The sequence below is a fragment of the Streptomyces sp. NPDC048192 genome (assembly GCF_043202415.1).
GTDB lineage: Bacteria > Actinomycetota > Actinomycetes > Streptomycetales > Streptomycetaceae > Streptomyces.
On record NZ_JBIDAL010000010.1, the window covers coordinates 1 to 18,968 of the forward strand.

18 protein-coding genes are annotated in these 18,968 nt (G+C 74.4%); 11 read left to right on the forward strand and 7 right to left on the reverse strand.

Translation table 11 applies throughout. The features are described from left to right. Positions 1 to 143 precede the first annotated feature (143 nt). Together ACGFZN_RS22290 and ACGFZN_RS22295 are read right to left on the reverse strand one after the other, a co-directional pair. A complete protein-coding gene (locus ACGFZN_RS22290; RefSeq protein WP_393860215.1) occupies positions 144 to 839 on the reverse strand; it encodes an ABC transporter ATP-binding protein in 696 nt (231 codons plus the stop codon). 22 nt (positions 840 to 861) lie between these two features. Continuing rightward, positions 862 to 1,395 (reverse strand): PadR family transcriptional regulator, encoded by a 534-nt coding sequence (locus ACGFZN_RS22295; RefSeq protein ID WP_393860216.1) that lies wholly within the window; start codon positions 1,393 to 1,395, stop codon positions 862 to 864. 179 nt (positions 1,396 to 1,574) lie between these two features. Here ACGFZN_RS22295 and ACGFZN_RS22300 point away from each other — a divergent pair, with 179 nt between their 5' ends. Genes ACGFZN_RS22300 through ACGFZN_RS22310 form a run of 3 tightly spaced genes read left to right on the forward strand, consistent with a single transcriptional unit; the run spans position 1,575 to position 4,320 of the window. Then, positions 1,575 to 1,868 (forward strand): hypothetical protein, encoded by a 294-nt coding sequence (locus tag ACGFZN_RS22300; protein ID WP_393860217.1) that lies wholly within the window; start codon positions 1,575 to 1,577, stop codon positions 1,866 to 1,868. Then, entirely contained in the window at positions 1,869 to 4,031 is a 2,163-nt protein-coding gene (gene malQ, locus ACGFZN_RS22305) for a 4-alpha-glucanotransferase (RefSeq protein ID WP_393860218.1), read from the forward strand. Between the two features lie 4 nt (positions 4,032 to 4,035). Beyond that, the gene (locus ACGFZN_RS22310) at positions 4,036 to 4,320 is read left to right on the forward strand and encodes a hypothetical protein (RefSeq protein ID WP_393860219.1); all 285 of its coding nucleotides are present in this window, start codon (positions 4,036 to 4,038) and stop codon (positions 4,318 to 4,320) included. A gap of 126 nt (positions 4,321 to 4,446) precedes the next feature. On the opposite strand, the gene ACGFZN_RS22315 is transcribed toward ACGFZN_RS22310, so the two are convergent. Next, positions 4,447 to 5,919, reverse strand: a complete 1,473-nt coding sequence (locus ACGFZN_RS22315; RefSeq protein WP_393860220.1) for an MFS transporter — start codon at positions 5,917 to 5,919, stop codon at positions 4,447 to 4,449. Positions 5,920 to 6,161: 242 nt separating this feature from the next. Between ACGFZN_RS22315 and ACGFZN_RS22320 the strand changes: the two genes are divergently transcribed. Further along, positions 6,162 to 7,046, forward strand: a complete 885-nt coding sequence (locus tag ACGFZN_RS22320) for a helix-turn-helix domain-containing protein (protein ID WP_393860221.1) — start codon at positions 6,162 to 6,164, stop codon at positions 7,044 to 7,046. Positions 7,047 to 7,142: 96 nt separating this feature from the next. Here the strand turns inward: ACGFZN_RS22320 and ACGFZN_RS22325 are convergent, their stop codons facing one another. Beyond that, positions 7,143 to 7,739, reverse strand: a complete 597-nt coding sequence (locus ACGFZN_RS22325; protein WP_393860222.1) for a TetR family transcriptional regulator — start codon at positions 7,737 to 7,739, stop codon at positions 7,143 to 7,145. 179 nt (positions 7,740 to 7,918) lie between these two features. Between ACGFZN_RS22325 and ACGFZN_RS22330 the strand changes: the two genes are divergently transcribed. Then, on the forward strand, positions 7,919 to 9,421 hold the full coding sequence (locus ACGFZN_RS22330; RefSeq protein ID WP_393860223.1) for an FAD-dependent monooxygenase: 1,503 nt from the start codon (positions 7,919 to 7,921) through the stop codon (positions 9,419 to 9,421). On the opposite strand, the gene ACGFZN_RS22335 is transcribed toward ACGFZN_RS22330, so the two are convergent. Then, a complete protein-coding gene (locus tag ACGFZN_RS22335) occupies positions 9,418 to 9,924 on the reverse strand; it encodes a MarR family winged helix-turn-helix transcriptional regulator (RefSeq protein ID WP_393860224.1) in 507 nt (168 codons plus the stop codon). The two genes, ACGFZN_RS22330 and ACGFZN_RS22335, sit on opposite strands and share 4 nt — an antisense overlap. Positions 9,925 to 10,063: 139 nt before the next feature. Here ACGFZN_RS22335 and ACGFZN_RS22340 point away from each other — a divergent pair, with 139 nt between their 5' ends. The 4 genes from ACGFZN_RS22340 to ACGFZN_RS22355 are packed head-to-tail and all read left to right on the forward strand — an operon-like array spanning position 10,064 to position 13,670. Further along, positions 10,064 to 10,993 (forward strand): EamA family transporter, encoded by a 930-nt coding sequence (locus tag ACGFZN_RS22340; RefSeq protein WP_393860225.1) that lies wholly within the window; start codon positions 10,064 to 10,066, stop codon positions 10,991 to 10,993. 39 nt (positions 10,994 to 11,032) lie between these two features. Beyond that, the gene (locus ACGFZN_RS22345) at positions 11,033 to 11,938 is read left to right on the forward strand and encodes a DMT family transporter (protein ID WP_393860516.1); all 906 of its coding nucleotides are present in this window, start codon (positions 11,033 to 11,035) and stop codon (positions 11,936 to 11,938) included. A 16-nt stretch (positions 11,939 to 11,954) separates the two neighbouring features. Next, complete coding sequence (locus tag ACGFZN_RS22350; RefSeq protein WP_393860226.1) at positions 11,955 to 12,908, forward strand: LysR family transcriptional regulator; 954 nt, start codon at positions 11,955 to 11,957, stop codon at positions 12,906 to 12,908. Positions 12,909 to 12,959: 51 nt separating this feature from the next. Then, positions 12,960 to 13,670 carry a type 1 glutamine amidotransferase gene (locus tag ACGFZN_RS22355; RefSeq protein WP_393860227.1) on the forward strand — a complete coding sequence of 237 codons (711 nt, stop codon included), beginning with the start codon at positions 12,960 to 12,962 and terminating at the stop codon, positions 13,668 to 13,670. Positions 13,671 to 13,735: 65 nt separating this feature from the next. Here ACGFZN_RS22355 and pepN read toward each other — a convergent pair whose 3' ends face one another. Continuing rightward, positions 13,736 to 16,312 (reverse strand): aminopeptidase N, encoded by a 2,577-nt coding sequence (gene pepN, locus ACGFZN_RS22360; protein WP_393860228.1) that lies wholly within the window; start codon positions 16,310 to 16,312, stop codon positions 13,736 to 13,738. Positions 16,313 to 16,424: 112 nt separating this feature from the next. Between pepN and ACGFZN_RS22365 the strand changes: the two genes are divergently transcribed. Beyond that, complete coding sequence (locus ACGFZN_RS22365; protein WP_393860229.1) at positions 16,425 to 16,898, forward strand: DUF1203 domain-containing protein; 474 nt, start codon at positions 16,425 to 16,427, stop codon at positions 16,896 to 16,898. A 94-nt stretch (positions 16,899 to 16,992) separates the two neighbouring features. Here the strand turns inward: ACGFZN_RS22365 and ACGFZN_RS22370 are convergent, their stop codons facing one another. Then, entirely contained in the window at positions 16,993 to 18,012 is a 1,020-nt protein-coding gene (locus ACGFZN_RS22370) for an aspartate-semialdehyde dehydrogenase (protein ID WP_393860230.1), read from the reverse strand. Positions 18,013 to 18,343: 331 nt separating this feature from the next. Between ACGFZN_RS22370 and ACGFZN_RS22375 the strand changes: the two genes are divergently transcribed. Further along, positions 18,344 to 18,901: an RNA polymerase sigma factor gene (locus ACGFZN_RS22375; RefSeq protein ID WP_393860517.1), complete on the forward strand. Its 558-nt coding sequence runs from the start codon at positions 18,344 to 18,346 to the stop codon at positions 18,899 to 18,901. The last annotated feature ends 67 nt before the right edge of the window (positions 18,902 to 18,968 follow it).

The following is an 18,968-nucleotide window of genomic DNA, read 5'->3' on the forward strand; positions in this document are numbered from 1 at the left end:
CGCATCGACGTCCTCTTCGCCATGCTCCGAGACGGCACCTTCTACCAGTCGCCCGCCCCGGCTACAGCTTGACGAAGCCCATAGAGGCACCTTTTCCGAGACACCGGCGCGTGGCCGCCCCGTCATACCGTCACCGCCTGCCGTCACCGCGCCACCTCCGCCGGCGCCACGGTGCCGTCGTGCAGCCTGATCTCGCGGTCCGCGTAGGCCGCGACCTGGGCGTCGTGCGTGATCAGGAGCACCGCCGTACCCGACGCGCGGACGCTGTGGACCAGGGCCGTCATCACCTGCTCGGTGGCGAGGGAGTCCAGCGCGCCCGTCGGCTCGTCGGCGAAGACCACCCTGGGCCCGGTCACCAGCGCGCGGGCCAGGGCGACCCGCTGCTCCTGGCCGCCGCTCATCTCGCCGGGCCGCAGCGCCTGCTGTGCGCGCACCCCGAACCGCTCCAGCCACTCACCGGCCCGCTCCCGGGACTCGGCGCGGCCGGCTCCCGCCAGCATCAGCGGCAGCGCCACGTTGTCCACGGCCGTCAGCTCCGGGATCAGCTGCCCGAACTGGAAGACCACGCCGAAGTCGGTACGGCGCAGCTCGCTCAGCCGCTTCTCCGGGAGCCGGTCCAGCCGCTGCCCCGCGTACTCGACGGAGCCCGCGTCCGGCCGGACGATGCCCGCCAGACAGTGCAGCAGCGTGGACTTGCCGCTGCCGCTGGCCCCCGTCACGGCGAGGATCTCGCCCGCGTGCAGGTCGACGCCGGCGCCGCGCAGCGCCTGCCTCCTGCCGTGGGCCTTGACGAGGTCCCGGCCCGTGAGAACCGGGACCGAAGTGCCCAGTGCGCTCATGCTGCGATGCCCCCCTGCTCGGTCATGCTCCGTCGACCTCCGCGGTCAGAGTGGTGAGCCGGGCCGCCGTGGTGTTCATCCAGCGGAGGTCGGCGTCGAGGTGGTTGATGGCGTAGTCGGCCGACAGCACGGTCGCCAGATCGGTGCCGGGGTCGGTCTTGACGGCCGTGAGCTGCCGCATCCGCTCCATGTGCGCGGCCCGTTGGGCCCGCAGGTAGGCGGCCGGATCCCCGCCCGCCAGGATCGACACGACGACCTTGGCGAAGATCTCGTTCGTCACGAAGGGCGCGGGCGGTGCGATCTCGGCCGCCCAGCGGGCCAGTTCGCCCGCGCCGGCGTCCGTCGAGCGGTAGAGCGTCCGCTCCGGGCCGCCGTCCGCGTCGGTGCCCGCGACCTCCGCGAGCCCGTCCCGGACCAGGCGCTGCAGGGTCGTGTAGACCTGCCCGTACGCCAGCGGACGGGCCTGCGGGAAGCGTTCGTCGTGGCGTCGCTTCAGGTCGTAGCCGTGGCTCTGCCCTGCCGCGAGCAGCCCCAGGAGGATGTGACGGGTGCTCATGCCGATCATTATGCACTCACTACATGTACTGAGTGAATAGTGATCGCGCGAATGCCCGCGCACACCCCGCCGTCCCCTGTTCGACCGGTTGGCGAGAGTGGTCGCGTCGTCTTGGGGTAGGCCTGCCGTAATCCGTTCAAAGCGACAGCATCCGACCCGTCACCGACTAGGAGACCACCGTGGCCGCACTGGCTCACCTCTCGTTCCCGGCCCAGGCGAAACCCGGGGCGGAGCCCTCCGCCGACCACTACGACGCTCCGGCCTGCGGTTTCAGCGCGGAGAGCGCCTGCGCGCAGGCCCCGCTCACCAGTGAGCCGCCGCTGCCCGACGCCGAGCCCCTGACCAGTGAGCCGCCGCTCGCCGACGCCACCCCGTCGAGCAGCGAGTCGGACGCCTACGCCACGCCCTCGTACGAGGCCGACGACTTCCCCGCGCCGTCGTACGCACCCGGCGTCCACGGCACGGGAGCGTAGATGACCGCGGCGTCCGAGGACGTGGAGGACATCGGGGACTTCGAGGACGAGGACCTCGCCCGGCTCGCCGAGCTGCACGGCGTCGCCACCTCCTACAGCCCCGCCCCGGACCGTACGGTCGCCGTCCCCGCCTCCGCCGTGGCCGCCGCCCTGGCCGCCCTCGGCGTCGACGCGGCTGGACCCGCCGCCGTACGCGCATCGCTCGCCGCGCGGGAACGCGAACTGCGCGAGCGGCTGCTGCCGCCGACGCTCGTGCACTGGGCCGGCGACCCGCAGGGCCCCGCCGCCCTCGCCGCGCTGCCGCCCGGCACCTGCCTGAGCGTCGAGACCGAGGAGGGCGAGGAGCGGGACACCGCCGCGGATCTGCCGCTCGGCGTCCACCGGGTCACCGCCGTCGCACCCGACGGGCGCACCGGCCGCGCCCACCTCGTCGTCGCCCCCGACCGGCTGCCCGCCCCGCCCGGCCGCTCCCACGGCCTCCTCGTCCAGCTGTACTCCCTGCTCTCCCGCCGCTCCTGGGGCATGGGCGACCTCGGCGACCTCGCCGAGCTGGCCGGCTGGGCGGGCCGTACCGCCGGCGCGGGATTCGTCCAGGTCAACCCGCTGCACGCGGCCGTGCCCGGCGAACCCACCGACCCCTCGCCGTACCGGCCGTCCTCCCGCCGCTTCCCCGACCCCGTCCACCTGCGGATCGAGGACATCCCCGAGTACGCGTACGTCACCGACCGGGAACGGCTCGCCCCCCTGCTGGAGCGGGCCGAACGGCTGCGCACCGACGTCCTCGACAAGGGCGCCCTCATCGACCGCGACGCCGTGTGGGAGCTGAAGCGACAGGCCCTTCAGGCCGTCCTGGAGGTGCCGCTCGGGCCCGGCCGGCAGGCCGCCTACGACGACTTCCGCGCCGCCCACGGCCAGGCCCTCGACGACCACGCCACCTGGTGCGCCCTCGCCGAGATCCACGGCTCCGACTGGCGCCGCTGGCCCGGGGACCTGCGCGATCCCCGCTCGGCCGGCACCGCGCGCGCCCGCACCGAACTCGCCGGCCGCGTCGCCTTCCACGCCCGTCTCGCCTGGCTCACCGACGGCCAGCTCCGCACCGCCCAGCGCGTCGCGCTGGAGGCCGGCATGCCGGTCGGGATCGTGCACGACCTCGCCGTCGGCGTGCACCCCGACGGCGCCGACGCCTGGGCCCAGCAGGACGTGTTCGCCGCCGGCATGTCCGTCGGCGCCCCGCCCGACGCCTTCAACGCCCGCGGCCAGGACTGGGGCCTGCCGCCCTGGCGCCCCGACCGCCTCGCCGCCACCGGCTACGCCCCCTACCGCGACCTGCTGCGCGCCCTGTTCCGCTACGCCGGAGCCCTGCGCATCGACCACGTCATGGGCCTGTTCCGGCTCTGGTGGGTCCCGCAGGGCAGCGCGCCCACCGAAGGCACCTACGTCCGCTACGACGCCGACGCCATGCTCGCCGTCCTCGCCCTGGAGGCCACCCGCGCCGGGGCCGTCGTCATCGGCGAGGACCTCGGCACCGTCGAGCCCGGCGTCCGCGAGACCCTCCAGCGGCGCGGCGTGCTCGGCACCTCGGTGCTGTGGTTCGAACGCGACTGGGAGGGCGACGGCCGGCCGCTGCCGCCCGACCGCTGGCGCGCCGACTGCCTGGCCACCGTCACCACCCACGACCTGCCGCCCAGCGCCGCCCGGCTCACCGGCGACCACGTCGAGCTGCGCGACCGCCTCGGCCTGCTCACCCGCCCCGCGGCCGAGGAACGCGCCGAGGCGGACGCCGACACCGCCGAGTGGCTCGCCCTGCTCGGCAGCCTCGGCCTGCTGAACCTGACCGCGGCCGGGCCGCCCGGCACCGACGAGCAGGAGGAGATCCGCGCCCTGCACCGCTTCCTGCTGCGCACCCCGGCCCGGCTGATCGGCGTCTGGCTCCCGGACGGCGTCGGCGACCGCCGCCCGCAGAACCTGCCGGGAACCTGGGACCAGTACCCGAACTGGCGGCTGCCGATCGCCGACCGCGAGGGCCGGCCCGTCCCGCTGGAGGAGCTGACGGCGTCACCCGGACTGAGGGCGCTGCTCGCCGTGTTCACGCAGGTCGACGACGGGTCGGGCGCCGGTACGGGACCCCGGGCGCGCGGCGTTCGGGGTGGTTCGCTAATTTGAGACCGTGGACAAGAAGAACGCCCTGCGCGCCGGCGCCCTGGCCGCCGGTACGACGCTGATGATGCTGCTCATGTCGTCCCCCGCGCTCGCGCTGACCCGCGACGACGGCGACGACCCCGGCCCCGGCCTGAGCGTCATCCAGACGCTGGGCCTCTACGTGCTGATCCCGCTCGCGCTGTTCGCCGTCATCGCCGGCCTGGTCATGGCGCTGGACAAGTCGCACAAGAAGAAGGACGTCACCTCGTCCAACATCAGCGTGAAGTCCGGCTCGGACGCCGCCAAGGCCTGACCGGACGCCCGTTCTCCCGCCGGGGGCGCCGTCCTCCCGCGGTACGCGCCCGACGCCGTACCCGGGACAGGCCGGCGCCCGCGGCGTGTCCGCGCGCCGTCCGGCCGTCGCCCGCGTGCCCGGTGGTCAGCCGCGCGGCAGGAGGCGGCACAGGGCGGCGGTGGCGAGCAGGAGCGCCGCGACGGCGAGCAGGCCGACCCGCATGCCCGGCAGGGAGAATCCGCCGCCGGGCCCGGCGAGCAGACCGCCGAAGAGGGCGACGGCGAGCGCACCGCCGGTCTGCCGGAGCGCGTTCAGCAGCCCCGACGCGGTCCCTGCGCGCTCCCGCGGTACGGCGTCCATCAGCAGCGCGGTCAGCGCGGGCACCGCGAGCGCCCCGCCGACGCTCAGCGGCAGCAGCAGGACAAGCACCAGCCACACCGGTGTGCGCGCGGTCAGCGGCAGCAGCGCCAGCATCGCCAGGGCGAAGACCAGCTGCCCGGTGACGATCACCGGGCGCCGCCCGATCCGCTCCGCCAGCCGCGGCGAGACCAGGTTGGTCGCCGTCACCACCGCCGAGAGCGGCACGAACATCAGCCCGGCCGCGATCCCCGACATCCCGCGCACCTGCTGGTAGTACAGCCCGAGGACGAAGATCCCGCCGTAGAAGGCGGCGTTGACGGCGAAGCCCACCGCGAGCGGGACGGCCACCTCCCGCTTGGCGAGCATCTCCAGCGGGACCATGGGCCGGCGGTGCCGGGACTCCACCACGCGGAAGGCGTACCCCGAGGCGACGGCGAGCACGGCGGACCCCAGCACGGGCGGGCTGGTCCAGCCCAGGTGGCCGCCCTCGATCACTGCGAAAGCCAGCCCCGCGAGGGCCAGTACGGCGGTGATCTGGCCGCCGCCGTCCAGCGCGGCCGGCCGCCGCGGGGAGCGCGGCACGCGCACCAGCAGGCCGAGGATCACCGCGCCCACCGGCAGGTTGAGCAGGAACACGGCACGCCAGCCCGCCGTGTCCGTGAGCAGCCCGCCCAGCACGGGACCCGCGGCCATCGCCACCGAGCCGCCCACCGTCCACAGCGCGATCGCCCGGGCACGCGCCCGCGCGTCCTCGTACGCCTGCCGGATCAGCGCCAGCGAGGCCGGCATCACGATCGCGGCCGCGCCGCCCTGCGCCACCCGGGCGGCGACCAGTACGCCGATGCCGGGCGCGAGCGCGCAGCCGAGGGAGGCCAGGCTGAACAGGGCGACGCCCCAGGCGTAGGCGCGCCGGGCGCCGGCGCGGTCGGCGAGGGCGCCGGCGGAGAGCATCAGCGCGGCGAACATCAGCGTGTAGGCGTCCACCACCCACTGCAGCCCGGCCATCCCGCCGCTGAAGGAGCTCCGGATCGCGGGCAGGGCGATGTTCACGGCCGAGACGTCGACGGTGATCACGGTGAACCCGAGCAGGGACGCGACCAGCGAGACGCCGCTCCCGCGCGGCCCGGCGGCACCGGCGGGCGGCGCGGCCGGCCGCACCCGGTCCGGCCGTCGTCGCCGGACCGGGCGCCCCGTCGGCACGGGGGCGGGCCCGTGAGCGGAGGCGGTGGACGTGGACCGGGGCGGGGTGATCGGCATGGGGAATCCCTCGGGAGACGCTGTGACGGACGAGCGCGGTCGGTGGTGAGCGCGGCGGCAGCCGGCCGGGGCCGCGGTCCGGTGTCGTGCACCCCCTGGGCCCCGGCGGCCGGGCCGCCCGCTCCGCGTCCAACTCTGGGCCGCGCCACGGCCGTCGGGCAGACCGCGCTGTGCCGGGGGTGCCGCGTTCCAGGCCCTGACGCGGCCCCCCACGCCCCCGCCCCGCCTGTCACAATGACGGGATGGGGACTGCAGTGGACGCACGGGGCACCGAACTGGGCCGCTACCTGAAGGCCCGCAGGGCCCAGGTCCGCCCGGAGGACGTCGGTCTGCCGGCCGGCGCGGGCGTGCGCCGCACTCCGGGACTGCGCCGGGAGGAGCTGGCCGCGCTGGCCGGGGTGAGCGTCGACTACTACATCCGCCTGGAGCGAGGCCGGGAGACCAACCCGTCCCCCGCCGTCGTGGACGCCCTCGGCCGCGCCCTGCGGCTGCGCGGCGACGCCTACGAACGCCTGCACGAACTCGCCGAGCTGGCCTCCGGCCGGGTCTCGGAGCTGCCCGCCTGCTCCGACCACACCGTCCGCGACTCCGTGCTGCGCATGCTGGAGTCCGTGCGCCCGCTGCCCGCCTACGTGGTCAGCCGCCACAACCGCGTCCTGGCCGCGAACCCGCCCGGCCGGCGGCTGCTGCCCGGGCTCTGGGACTGGCCCGAGGAGCAGCGCAACCTGACCCGCTACCTCTTCCTCCACCCGGTCGGCCGGACGCTCTACGAGCCGTGGGAGGAGACCGTCGCCCACTCGGTCGCGCATCTGCGGGCGGTCGCCGGCGCCGACCCGGACGATCCCGAACTCACCGTGCTCGTCGGCGAACTCATCCTCAAATCACCGGAGTTCGCGAGGCTGTGGGAACGGTACGACGTCTGCGAGCGCGGCGGCGGCCAGAAGTGCTTCCGGCATCCGGCGGCCGGGCTCATGACCCTGACGTACGAGGTCATGCGACTCGCCCGGACGGGCGGCCAGCGGATGGTGGTCTACCAGGCGGCGCCCGGCACCCCCGACGAGCAGGCCATGCTCCGCCTGGAGAGCGCGGACGCGCGCCCGGAGCCGGCGGAGCCTGTGCGCGTCTGACCGGTCCGGCGGGCAGGTCCGCGGGCAGGAGTGGCCCCCTCGGCCGATGGGCGGCTCCGCCCTGTGCGGCGGCTCCGCCCTGTGCCGCCGCGCCGCTCAGGGGTGCGGCGCGGTGAGGTACCGCTGCACGGTCGGCCCGAGCCACGCCAGCAGCTCCGGACGGGTCAGCTCCCGCACCGGCGGCAGCCGCAGCACATAGCGGGTCAGGGCCAGCCCGAGCAGCTGCGCGGCGCACAGGGCGGCACGGGTGGGGACCTGCTCGGGGTCCGGGCACACCTGGGCGGCCACCGGCAGCAGCTGGTCCCGGAAGATGCCCTGCATCCGCTCGGCCCCGGCCTGGTTGGTGGCGCCGACCCGGAGCATGGCCGTCAGCTCCTCGTTCTCCTCCCACAGGCCGAGGAAGTGGGCGACCAGCGCGCGCCCGACCTCCTCCCTGGGCATCTCCGTCAGGTCGGGCAGCCGCAGGTCCAGCGCGACGGCCGCCGCGAACAGGCCCTCCTTGCTGCCGTAGTAGCGCATCACCATCGACGGGTCGATCCGCGCGTCCCGGGCGATCGCCCGGATGGTGGCCCGCTCATAGCCGTCGGCGGCGAACCGCTCGCGGGCTGCGTCGAGGATGGCGCTGCGGGTGGCATCGGAGCGGCGCGGCTGGTCGGAGGGGCGCGGCTGGGTCGTCTTCGAGCTGCCGGTCATGTCCACGAGCGTAGGCCAACATGCGTTGGCCAACAAGTGTTGACTCGCGTCTGCCGCCGGGCCTACCGTTGTCAACAAGCGTTGGCCAACAAGCGTTGACCCCCAGCGGGCGGCGTGCCCCCGGGTGCCGACCGACCCGCGGGCGTTGGCCAACAAGCGTTGGCATCCAGGAGGCCCTCATGTCCGGCACCACTGGCAACAACGGCACCACCACCGCGAAGGTCACCGGACCCGGCACCGACCCGCGCACCCCCTCCGTCATCGTGGTCGGCTCCGGCCCCACCGGCCTCCTGCTGGCCGGCGACCTCGCCGAAGCCGGCGTCCCGGTCACCGTCCTCGAGAAGCGCCCCCACAAGATCAGCAACCTCTCCCGTGCGTTCGTGCTGCACGCCCGCACCCTGGAGCAGCTCGACGCGCGCGCCGTCGCCGACGATCTCGAGAAGGCCGGGCAGCCCCTCGACCGCCTCCGTCTGTTCGGCCGGCTCGGCATCGACCTGGCCGCCCTCCCCTCCCGGTTCAACCACCTCCTGGTCCTCCCGCAGTACGAGGTCGAGAAGGTCCTGGAACGGCGGGCGGCCGAGGCGGGAGCCGACTTCCGGTACGAGACCGAGCTGACCGGGCTCGCCCAGGACGCGGACGGGGTGCGGGTCGAGGCGCGCGGCCCCGAGGGCGGTACGGAGACCTTCCGGGCGGCGTACGTCGTCGGCGCCGACGGCATGCGCAGCGCCGTCCGGGAGGCGATCGGACTGCCGTTCCCCGGCAAGTCGGTGATCCGGTCGGTCGTCCTGGCCGACGTCCGGCTCGCCGAGGAGCCGCCGGGCCTGCTCACCGTCAACGCCGTCGGCGACGCCTTCGCGTTCCTCGCGCCGTTCGGCGACGGCTACCACCGGGTGATCGGCTGGCACCGCGGCCGCAACGTCCCCGACGACGCGCCGCTGGACCTGGCCGAGGTCAAGGAGATCACCCGCCTCGCGCTCGGCCGGGACTTCGGGATGCACGACGCCCGCTGGATGTCCCGCTTCCACAGCGACGAACGGCAGGCCCCCGCCTACCGGGCCGACCGGGTCTTCCTCGCCGGTGACGCCGCCCATGTGCACACCCCGGCGGGCGGCCAGGGCATGAACACCGGGCTGCAGGACGCCGCCAACCTGAGCTGGAAGCTCGCCGCGGTCCTCACCGGGCACGCGGACCCCGCGCTGCTCGACACCTACCAGGCCGAGCGGCACCCCGTGGGCAGGGCGGTGCTGCGCAGCAGCGGCGGGATCGTCCGCCTCGCCATGGCCAAGCGCCCCTGGACCCTCGCCGCCCGCGCCGCGCTCACCACCTTCCTGAACACCGTCGGCCCCGCCCGGCGCCGGATCGCCGGCCAGGTCACCGGCATCGGCTACCGCTACCCCGCGCCCCGCGGCGCCCACCGGCTCACCGGCGCCCGTGTCCCGGACGTGGCCCTGTCCGGCGGCGGCCGCCTCTACGAGGCGCTGCGCGGCGGCCGGTTCGTGCTGATCACCCCGGAGCCGTACGAGGCGGGCCCCGGCCGCGCCGGCCGGCTGGCCGTGGCGCACTGGGCGAGCGGCCGCCGGACGAGCGTGCTGGTCCGCCCCGACGGATACGCGGCCTGGGCCGCCGACGCGGTCGGCGCTGCGGACATCGAGGCGGCGCTCACCGCGCACGTCGGAGGCTAGTGCGGGGCGTCCTGGGTTCCCGCGAGCAACTCCCGCAGCAAGCCGGCCAGTTGGCTGGCCTGTTCGTCGTCGAGGCGGGACAGGGCCGCCTGCTGCTCCGCAAGGCCCGCGCCGACCGCGCGGTCGACGATGTCGAGCCCCTTTCCGGTCAGCGTCACCTTCAGGCCCCTGCGGTCGTGCGGGTCGGGGGAGCGGCGCAGCAGGCCGGCCTTCTCCAGCTTGTCCAGCCGGCCGGTCATCCCGCCGGTGGTCAGCATGAGGGTCGCCGACAGCTGGCGCGGCGAGAGGGTGTAGGGCTCGCCGGCCCGGCGCAGGGTCGCCAGCACGTCGAACTCACCGCGGGAGATGCCGCAGGGCTGGTACGCCTTCTCCATGCGGTCGCCCATGAGGCGCGAGAGGCGGTAGATCCGCCCGAATACCTCCATGGCCCTGGTGTCGAGGTCGGGCCGCACGGCCGCCCACTGGTCGATGATCGCGTCGACCGGATCCTGTCCTGCGCTCATGCGCCGAGTATCGCCTCGCCGGATATGCACGGCAAGAAAGTAGCTTGCAAGCGAGTTGCTTAGTACTAAGCTAATTGCTGCCAAGCCATTTCGCCAAGCCATTTCGCCGAGCTACTTCGGCAGCCGAGGAGTCCCTGCCGTGAAGCGATCCGTCACCGTGTTCCTCACCGCGCTCGCCCCGGCTTCCTGGGGCACCACCTACGCCGTCACCACCGCGTTCCTGCCGCCGGACCTGCCGCTGTTCACGGCACTGCTGCGCGCCCTGCCCGCCGGGCTGCTCCTGCTGGCGCTGACCCGGGTGCTGCCCAGGGGCGGCTGGTGGTGGCGTTCCGCGGTGCTGGGGGCGCTCAACATCGGTGCCTTCTTCCCGCTGCTGTTCGTCTCGGCGTACCGCCTGCCCGGCGGGATGGCCGCCGTGGTCGGCTCGGTCCAGCCGCTGTTCGTCGTCGGCCTCTCGGCGCTGCTGCTGAGGCACCGCCCCGCACCGCGCACCCTGGTCACCGGTGCCGTCGCCGCGTTCGGCGTCAGTCTCGTCGTCCTGCGGGGGAGCGGAACGCTCGACGCGGTGGGCGTGCTCGCGGCCGTCGCGGCCACCGCCTCCATGGCCACCGGCACCGTGCTGACCAAGCGCTGGGGCCGCCCCGAGGGCGTCGGCCCGCTGGCGCTCACCGGCTGGCAGCTCACCGCCGGCGGCCTGCTCATCGCGCCGGTCGCCTTCCTCGCCGAGGGCGCGCCGCCCGCCCTGGACGGCCGCGCCACGGCGGGGTACCTCTACCTCGCCCTGGTCAACACCGCGGTGGCGTACTGGCTCTGGTTCCGCGGGATCGGCCGGCTCACCGCGACCCAGGTCGCCTTCCTCGGCCCGCTCTCCCCGCTGACCGCGGCCGTCACCGGCTGGGCGGCGCTCGGGCAGGCGCTCACACCGGTGCAGACGGCGGGCATGGCGCTGGCGTTCGCGGCGACGCTGGCGGGACAGCTCGGGACGGGCAGCCCCGGATCGTTCAGGACTGCTGAAAAGACTGATCGAGAAGATTCGATGGACCTGACCGGTCCGGCGTTGCGACGGTAGGGGCACACCCTCACCGGAAGGAGCCCCGTGGCCGCCGTCCTGCCCAGGACCACCACCCGATCCACCAGCACCCACCCCTCCAAGGCCGCACCCGCTGCCGGTCTCGCTCTCGCCGCCCTCGCCACGCTCGTCTGGTCCGGCAGCTTCGTCACCTCCCGGGCCCTGCACGACAGCGTGCCGCCCGTCCAGCACGCCTTCTGGCGCTGGGTCGTCGCGCTCCTCGCCGTCGCACCGTTCGGCGCCCGCCGGGCCTGGCGGCAGCGGGCCCTCGTCCGCCGCCACGCCCGGTACCTCGTCCTCGTCTCCCTCCTCGGCGTGGCCGGCTACAACACCCTCGTCAACCAGGCCGGACTGACCACACCGGCCCCCACCATGGGCCTGATCATGGCCGCCTCGCCGGTGCTCATGGCGGTGTTCGAACGGCTGGGCGGCGTACGGCTCGGCGCGCGGCGCACCACCGGGCTGCTCCTCGCCTGCGCGGGCGTCGCGCTGCTCGTCGGCGGCGGTACGGCCTTCTCGTCCGGCGACCTGTGGATGATCGCCGCCGCCTGCTGCTTCGCCGGCTACAGCGCCCTGCTGCGCCGCAGGCCCGCCGAACTCGACGGCAACGCCTTCCTGTTCACCACGTTCCTGACCGGCACGGTCCTGCTGCTGCCCGTACAGGCGGTGAGCGTGACCGCCCAGGGCACCTTCCACCCCGGTGCCGGCACGGTCCTGCCGGTCCTCTACGTGGGCGTGGCCTCCTCCGCCGTCGCCTTCTTCGCCTGGAACAAGGCCATCGCCCTGATCGGCGCGACCCGCGCGGGCATCGTCTACTACCTCCAGCCGGTCTGCGTGGCCGTCCTCTCCTGGGCCCTCCTCGGCGAGACGACCGGATGGCCGCAGCTGCTGTCCATGGCCCTCATCCTGGGCGGTGTGGTGCTGGGCGCGGGCGTCCGCCGGTGACGTGTAGCTTTCCGGCATGGCCGAGTGGGACATCCGGAAGCTGCAGATCCTGCGCACCCTGCGCGAGCGGGGGACGGTGACCGCGACGGCCGACGCCCTGCACATGACCCCGTCCGCGGTGTCCCAGCAGCTCACCAACCTCGCCCGGCAGCTCGGCGTGCCCCTGCTCCAGGCGCAGGGCCGCCGGGTCCGGCTCACCGAGGCGGCCCGCCTGGTGCTGACCCACACGGAACCGGTCTTCGAGCAACTGGAGCGCACCGAGGCCGCGTTGGCGGCGTACGTGCAGGGCGAGGCGGGCGAGGTCAGGGTCGGCGCGTTCCCGACGTCCGTGCCCGCCCTGGTCGTACCGGCCGTACGGGCGCTGCGGGAGGCGCACCCCGGGGTGACCGTCCGCGTGACGGAGGCGGAGGCCGCCGAGGCGTACGACCTCTTGACCGCCGGCGAGGTCGACCTCGCCCTGTCCCTCGCGGCCTCCGCGCCCGGCGCCGCCGACCCCCGCCTCACCCAGGTCCCGCTGCTCGCCGACCCGCTGGACCTCGCCCTGCCGCCCGGCCACCCCCTGGCCGCGGCGCCCGCCCCGGCCCTCCCCGACCTGGCGGCGGAACCCTGGATCTTCGGCGGCAGCGGCCCCTGGTCGGACATCACCCGCCGCGCCTGCGAGGCCGCGGGGTTCAGCCCCCACCAGGGCCACTCGGCCTCCGGCTGGACCGCCATCCTCGCCATGGTCGAGGCGGGCATGGGCGTCGCCCTGGTCCCGCGCATGGCCGCGGCCCGCCGCGACGGCGTGGTGATGCGCGACCTCGGCCCGGGCGGCCCGGTCCGGCACGTCACGGCGGCCGTCCGCAGGGGCGGCGAGTCGGCCCCCGCGGTGAGCCGCGTGCTGGAGGCGCTCCGCGAGGCGGGCCGGGCCCACGAGCGCTCCTCGCGGCGGACGGCTGCGGACGTGCGGCGCTTGCTGAGAGAGTCGTGACGGCGGCCGCCACCGCGGCCGTGGGCTGCGGGTGAAAGGCGGTGGCGGGCCATGGGACGTGCGGCCACGGCGCTGGTGGTGCAGCACACCGCGCACGGAGGGCCCGGGCGGTGGGGTGACTGGCTGGCCGAGGGCGGAGTCCGGCTGGAGGTGGTCCGGGGGGACACGCAGGCGTTGCCGGCGCGGCTGGAGCACGACGCGCTGATCGTGCTGGGCGGCGGGTACCTGCCGGACGACGACGAGCGGGCGCCGTGGCTGCCGGCGACGCGGGCCCTGATGAGCCGGGCCCTGGACCGGGACACGCCCGTGTTCGGGATCTGCCTCGGCGGCCAGATGCTCGCGCAGCTGGCGGGCGGCACGGTGGCAGCGGAGTACGGCGAACCGGAGTTCGGCAGCACCGCGCTGACCCTGCTCCCGGACGCGGCGCGGGACCCGCTCTTCGCGGGGCTGCCCGCGCGGCCGACGGCCGTGGAGAACCACGTCGACGCGATCGTCCGGCTGCCGCCCGGGGCACGCTGGCTGGCCCGCAGCGAGCGGTGCCCCCACCAGGCCTTCCGGATCGGGGACGCGGCCTGGGGAGTGCAGTTCCACCCCGAGACCGACCCCGACCGCATCGCGCGGTGGCCCGCCTCCCGGCTGGAGCGCTACGGAGTGGACCGGGCGCGGCTGCACCGCGACGCGCTGCGGGACGACGCGGCCGCCTCCCGGGTGTGGCGGCAGGTCGCCCTGCGCTTCGCGGCGCTGGTACGGGACCACCGGTAGCCGCGAACGGACAGGCGCCAGGGGCGCCCGGCACACGGTGCCGGGCGCCCCTGGCGCCGTACCGCCTACCTGCCCGCCGCGGCGTCCGCCGCCTGGGCCTTCAGCGCGCGCTCGATGCCCGCGCGGGACTCCGAGACGAGGCGGCGCAGGGCCGCGTTCGGCTCCGCCGTGGCCAGCCAGGTGTCCGTCCTGGCCAGGGTGGCCTCGGAGACCTGGATCGCCGGGTACAGGCCGACGGCGATCTGCTGGGCCATCTCGTGCGAACGCGACTCCCAGACGCCCTTGAGCACCTCGAAGTAGGCGTCCGCGTACGGCGCCAGCAGCTCGCGCTGGTCGGTCTGGACGAACCCGCCGATCACCGCCTCCTGCACGGCGTTCGGCAGCTTGTCGGAGTCGACGACCGAGGACCACGCCTCCGCCTTCGCCTCCTCCGTGGGCCGGGCCGCGCGGGCCGTCGCCGCGTGACGCTCGCCGGCGGCCGTCTTGTCCCGCTCGTACTCGGCCGCGATCTCCGCCTCGTCGTAGCGGCCGACCGCCGCGAGCCGCTCCACGAACGCCCAGCGCAGCTCCGTGTCGACGGCCAGCCCCTCGACGGTCTGCGTGCCCTCCAGCAGCGCCTCCAGCAGGTCCAGCTGCTCCGGGGTGCGGGCCGTGGCCGCGAAGGCGCGGGCCCAGGCCAGCTGGTGGTCGCTGCCCGGCTCCGCCGCCCGCAGGTGCGCGAGCGTCGCGTCGGTCCAGCGGGTCAGCAGGGACTCGCGGGCGGCCGGGTCGGCGTACAGGTCGATGGCCAGCTTGACCTGGCGGTGCAGCGACTGCACCACGCCGATGTCCGACTCCTTGCCGATGCCGGACAGGACGAGGGAGAGGTAGTCGCGGGTGGCCAGCTCGGCGTCCCGCGTCATGTCCCAGGCCGAGGCCCAGCACAGGGCGCGCGGCAGGGACTCCGTGAAGTCGCCGAGGTGCTCGGTGACGACCCTCAGGGACTCCTCGTCCAGGCGGACCTTGGCGTACGACAGGTCGTCGTCGTTGAGCAGGACGACCGCCGGGCGGCGCCGGCCCGTGAGCTGCGGCACGGCCGTCAGCGCACCGTCGACGTCCAGCTCGATCCGCTCGGTGCGCACCAGCTTGCCGGAGCCGCCGTCGAGGTCGTACAGGCCGATCGCGATGCGGTGCGGGCGCAGCACCGGCTCGCCCTTGGCGCCGGCGGGCAGCGCCGGGGCCTCCTGGCGGACGGCGAAGGAGGTGACGACGCCCTCCGCGTCCGTGGCGATCTCCGGCCGCAGCACGTTGATGCCCGCGGTCTCCAGCCACTTCTTCGACCAGGTCTTCAGGTCGCGGCCGGAGGTCTCCTCCAGGGCGCCGAGCAGGTCGGACAGGCGGGTGTTGCCGTAGGCGTGCCGCTTGAAGTAGGCCTGCACGCCCTTGAAGAACTCGTCCTCGCCGACGTAGGCGACCAGCTGCTTCAGCACGGAGGCGCCCTTGGCGTACGTGATGCCGTCGAAGTTGACGAGCACGTCGTCCAGGTCGCGGATGTCCGCCATGATCGGGTGCGTGGACGGCAGCTGGTCCTGCCGGTACGCCCACGTCTTCATCGAGTTGGCGAACGTGGTCCACGAGTGCGGCCAGCGCGAGCCGGGGGCGGCGGCCTGGCAGGCGATGGAGGTGTAGGTGGCGAACGACTCGTTCAGCCACAGGTCGTTCCACCACTCCATGGTGACCAGGTCGCCGAACCACATGTGGGCCAGCTCGTGCAGGATGGTCTCCGCGCGGACCTCGTACGCCGCGTCGGTCACCTTGGACCGGAAGACGTACTGGTCGCGGATGGTGACCGCGCCGGCGTTCTCCATCGCGCCCGCGTTGAACTCGGGCACGAACAGCTGGTCGTACTTGGCGAACGGGTATGCGTAGTCGAACTTCTCCTGGAACCAGTCGAAGCCCTGCCGGGTCACCTCGAAGATCGCGTCCGCGTCGAGGTACTCGGCGAGCGAGGGCCGGCAGTAGATGCCGAGCGGCACGCTCTGCCCGTCCTTCTCGTACACGCTGTGGACGCTGTGGTACGGGCCGACGATCAGCGCGGTGATGTACGTCGAGATGCGCGGGGTCGGCTCGAAGACCCAGACGTTGTCCTGGGGCTCGGGCGTCGGCGAGTTGGAGACGACGGTCCAGCCCTCGGGCGCCCGCACGGTGAACTGGAAGGTGGCCTTCAGGTCCGGCTGCTCGAAGGAGGCGAACACCCGGCGGGCGTCCGGCACCTCGAACTGGGTGTACAGGTAGGCCTGGTCGTCGACCGGGTCCACGAACTTGTGCAGGCCCTCGCCGGTGTTGGTGTAGGCGCAGTCCGCGACGACCCTCAGGACGTTGCGCCCCTGAAGCAGCCCCGGCAGGGCGATCCGCGAGTCCTTGAAGACCTCGGCCGCATCCAGCGCGTCCCCGTTCAGCGTGACCTCGTGGACGGCCGGCGCGACCAGGTCGATGAAGGACTCGGCGCCGTCACGGGCCACGTCGAAGCGCACCGTGGTCACGGACCGGTAGGTCGAGCCCTCCTGCGCGCCGGAGAGGTCGAGTTCGATCTCGTACGAGTCAACGGTGAGCAGCTCGGCCCGCTGCCGCGCCTCTTCGCGAGTCAGGTTTGTGCCAGGCACGCGGTCATCTCCTCGATATGTGTCGGTTGCGTCATCCTTCCACGGGACCCGCGGGGAACGCGATGTCCGGTTCCCGCCGGTCAACGCGGCGGCCCGGCGGGACGCTGGCGGTATGACGATCTACACGGCCCTCCCGATCCCGTCCGCCACCCTGGAGGAACTGCGCACCTCGGACGACGCCGGCCGCCCCCCGGCCCCCTTCACCGACGAGGAGGGCGGCGCCCCGCTGCGCTGCTGCCTGCGCCGCAGCGAACCCGGCGAACACATCGCCCTGGTCTCCTACGCGCCGCTGCGCCGCTGGGCCGCCGAGACGGGCGCGGACCCGGGGGCCTACGACGAGCAGGGCCCGGTGTTCATCCACGCCGGCGACTGCCCCGGCCCGTCCGGCGCCGGCCTGCCCTTCACAGGCGCCCACCGCACCCTGCGCCGCTACTCGGCCGACGGCCGCATCCTGGGCGGCCGCCTCGTGGAGAGGGACTTCCCCTCCGCCCTTGCCGAGGCCTTCGCCGACCCGGAGGTGGCGCTGGTGCACGTGCGGGCGGTGGAGTACGGCTGCTTCCTGTACGAGGTGCGGCGGCGGGGCTAGGGCTCTGTCCGCGGGCGACGGGCTCAGCCGGTGGGCGACCGGGGAAACGCCGAGGGGCGGCCACGTGACCGTGGCCGCCCCTCACCGTGGTGCGCTACTTCTCGGACAGCTCCGCCGCCACCAGCTCCGCGATCTGGACCGCGTTCAGCGCGGCGCCCTTGCGGAGGTTGTCGTTGGAGACGAACAGGGCGAGGCCGTTGTCCACCGTCTCGTCGCGGCGGATGCGGCCGACGTACGACGGGTCCTGGCCGGCCGCCTGCAGCGGGGTCGGGATGTCGGAGAGGGCGACGCCCGGCGCTCCCGCGAGCAGCTCGGTGGCGCGCTCGGGGGACAGGGGGCGGGCGAAACGGGCGTTGACCTGGAGGGAGTGGCCGGAGAAGACGGGTACGCGCACACAGGTGCCGGAGACCTTCAGCCCGGGGATCTCCAGGATCTTGCGGGACTCGTTGCGCAGCTTCTGCTCCTCGTCGGTCTCGTTCAGACCGTCGTCGACGAGGTTGCCGGCGAAGGGCAGCACGTTGAAGGCGATGGTGCGCTTGTAGACGTTCGGCTCGGGGAAGTCGACCGCCGCGCCGTCGTGGGTCAGCTTGTCGGCCTCGTCGGCCACCTTCAGCACCTGGCCGTGCAGCTCGGCCACGCCCGCCAGACCCGAGCCGGACACGGCCTGGTAGGTGGCGACGACCAGCGCCTCGAGGCCCGCCTCCTCGTGCAGCGGCTTCAGCACCGGCATCGCGGCCATCGTGGTGCAGTTCGGGTTCGCGATGATGCCCTTGGGGCGGTCGGCCACCGCGTGCGGGTTCACCTCGGAGACCACCAGGGGCACCTCGGGGTCCCGGCGCCAGGCGGAGGAGTTGTCGATCACGACGGCGCCCTGGGAGGCGACCTTCTCGGCCAGCGCCTTGGAGGTCGCGCCGCCCGCGGAGAACAGCACGATGTCCAGGCCGGTGTAGTCCGCGGTCGCCGCGTCCTCCACCGTCACCCCGTCCAGCACGGTGCCGGCCGAGCGCGCCGAGGCGAACAGGCGCAGCTCGGTCACCGGGAAGTTCCGCTCCGTGAGGATCCTGCGCATGACCGTGCCGACCTGACCGGTGGCTCCGACGATTCCGACCCTCACAGTGACTCCCTCTTTGTGTCTCGTGCCTGACCGGGGCTTTTCCATGATGCGGCCGACCCCGGTCCACCTGTCCAATTCTTTGCGACGCCTGCCCGAGGAGTGGGACACGATCAACCGCCGGACGGTTCCGGACGTCCCCCGCAAGCCCCGTCGAGCTGCAGAAATTCCCTCCGCCGGGCGCCTGGGCCGCAAGCCGTGCTGTCCGGCCCCTGCCCGTACGGTTTCCGGCCACACCGCGGTGTGACGTACGCCTCCGAGGGCCGCCGGAAACCCGTCCGAACGTTTCCGCCCGCTCCCGCGTCGTAGGGGCAAAGGCGTGAGGGGGTGGCTTGTGCTGCGCGGAGGGGCGCGCCGCGACCGGGGGGCGTACGCCGCCGGCGCGGACCGCGGGGACCGTACCGGCGGCGATCCGCTGGACGCGGCCCAGGAACGCCGTGTGCGGGCCGTGCTCGCGCTCGGCGGGGTGCCGCAGTCGGACCTGCCGGACGGGGTGCAGCAGGTACGGCTGCGGCTGCTGGAGCGGACCGCGAGCGGGCGGGAGGCGCCGCGGGACGTGTCGGCGTGGGCGGCGGTGGTCGCCTCCAACCTCGCCATGGACTGGCACCGGGCGAAGCGGCGCCAGGAGCGGCTGGGGGAGCGGCTGGCCGCGCTGCGCGAGCCCGCGCACGCCTCCGGCGAGGAGACCAGCCTGCTCTCCCTCGCCGTCGCCCGGGGCCTGGACGAACTGCCCGCCGCCCAGCGGCAGGTGCTCGTCCTCCGCTTCTTCGCCGACCTGCCCGTCCGGGACATCGCCGAGGAACTGGACATCCCCGAGGGCACGGTCAAGAGCAGGCTGCACACGGCGGTCCGCGCCCTGCGCGCCCGCCTGCACGAGGACGAGGTGGTGTGACATGACCGCCGGGCAGCACAGCACGGGGGACGCGGACGAGGCGGGACGCGCGGGGGACGCGCGGGGT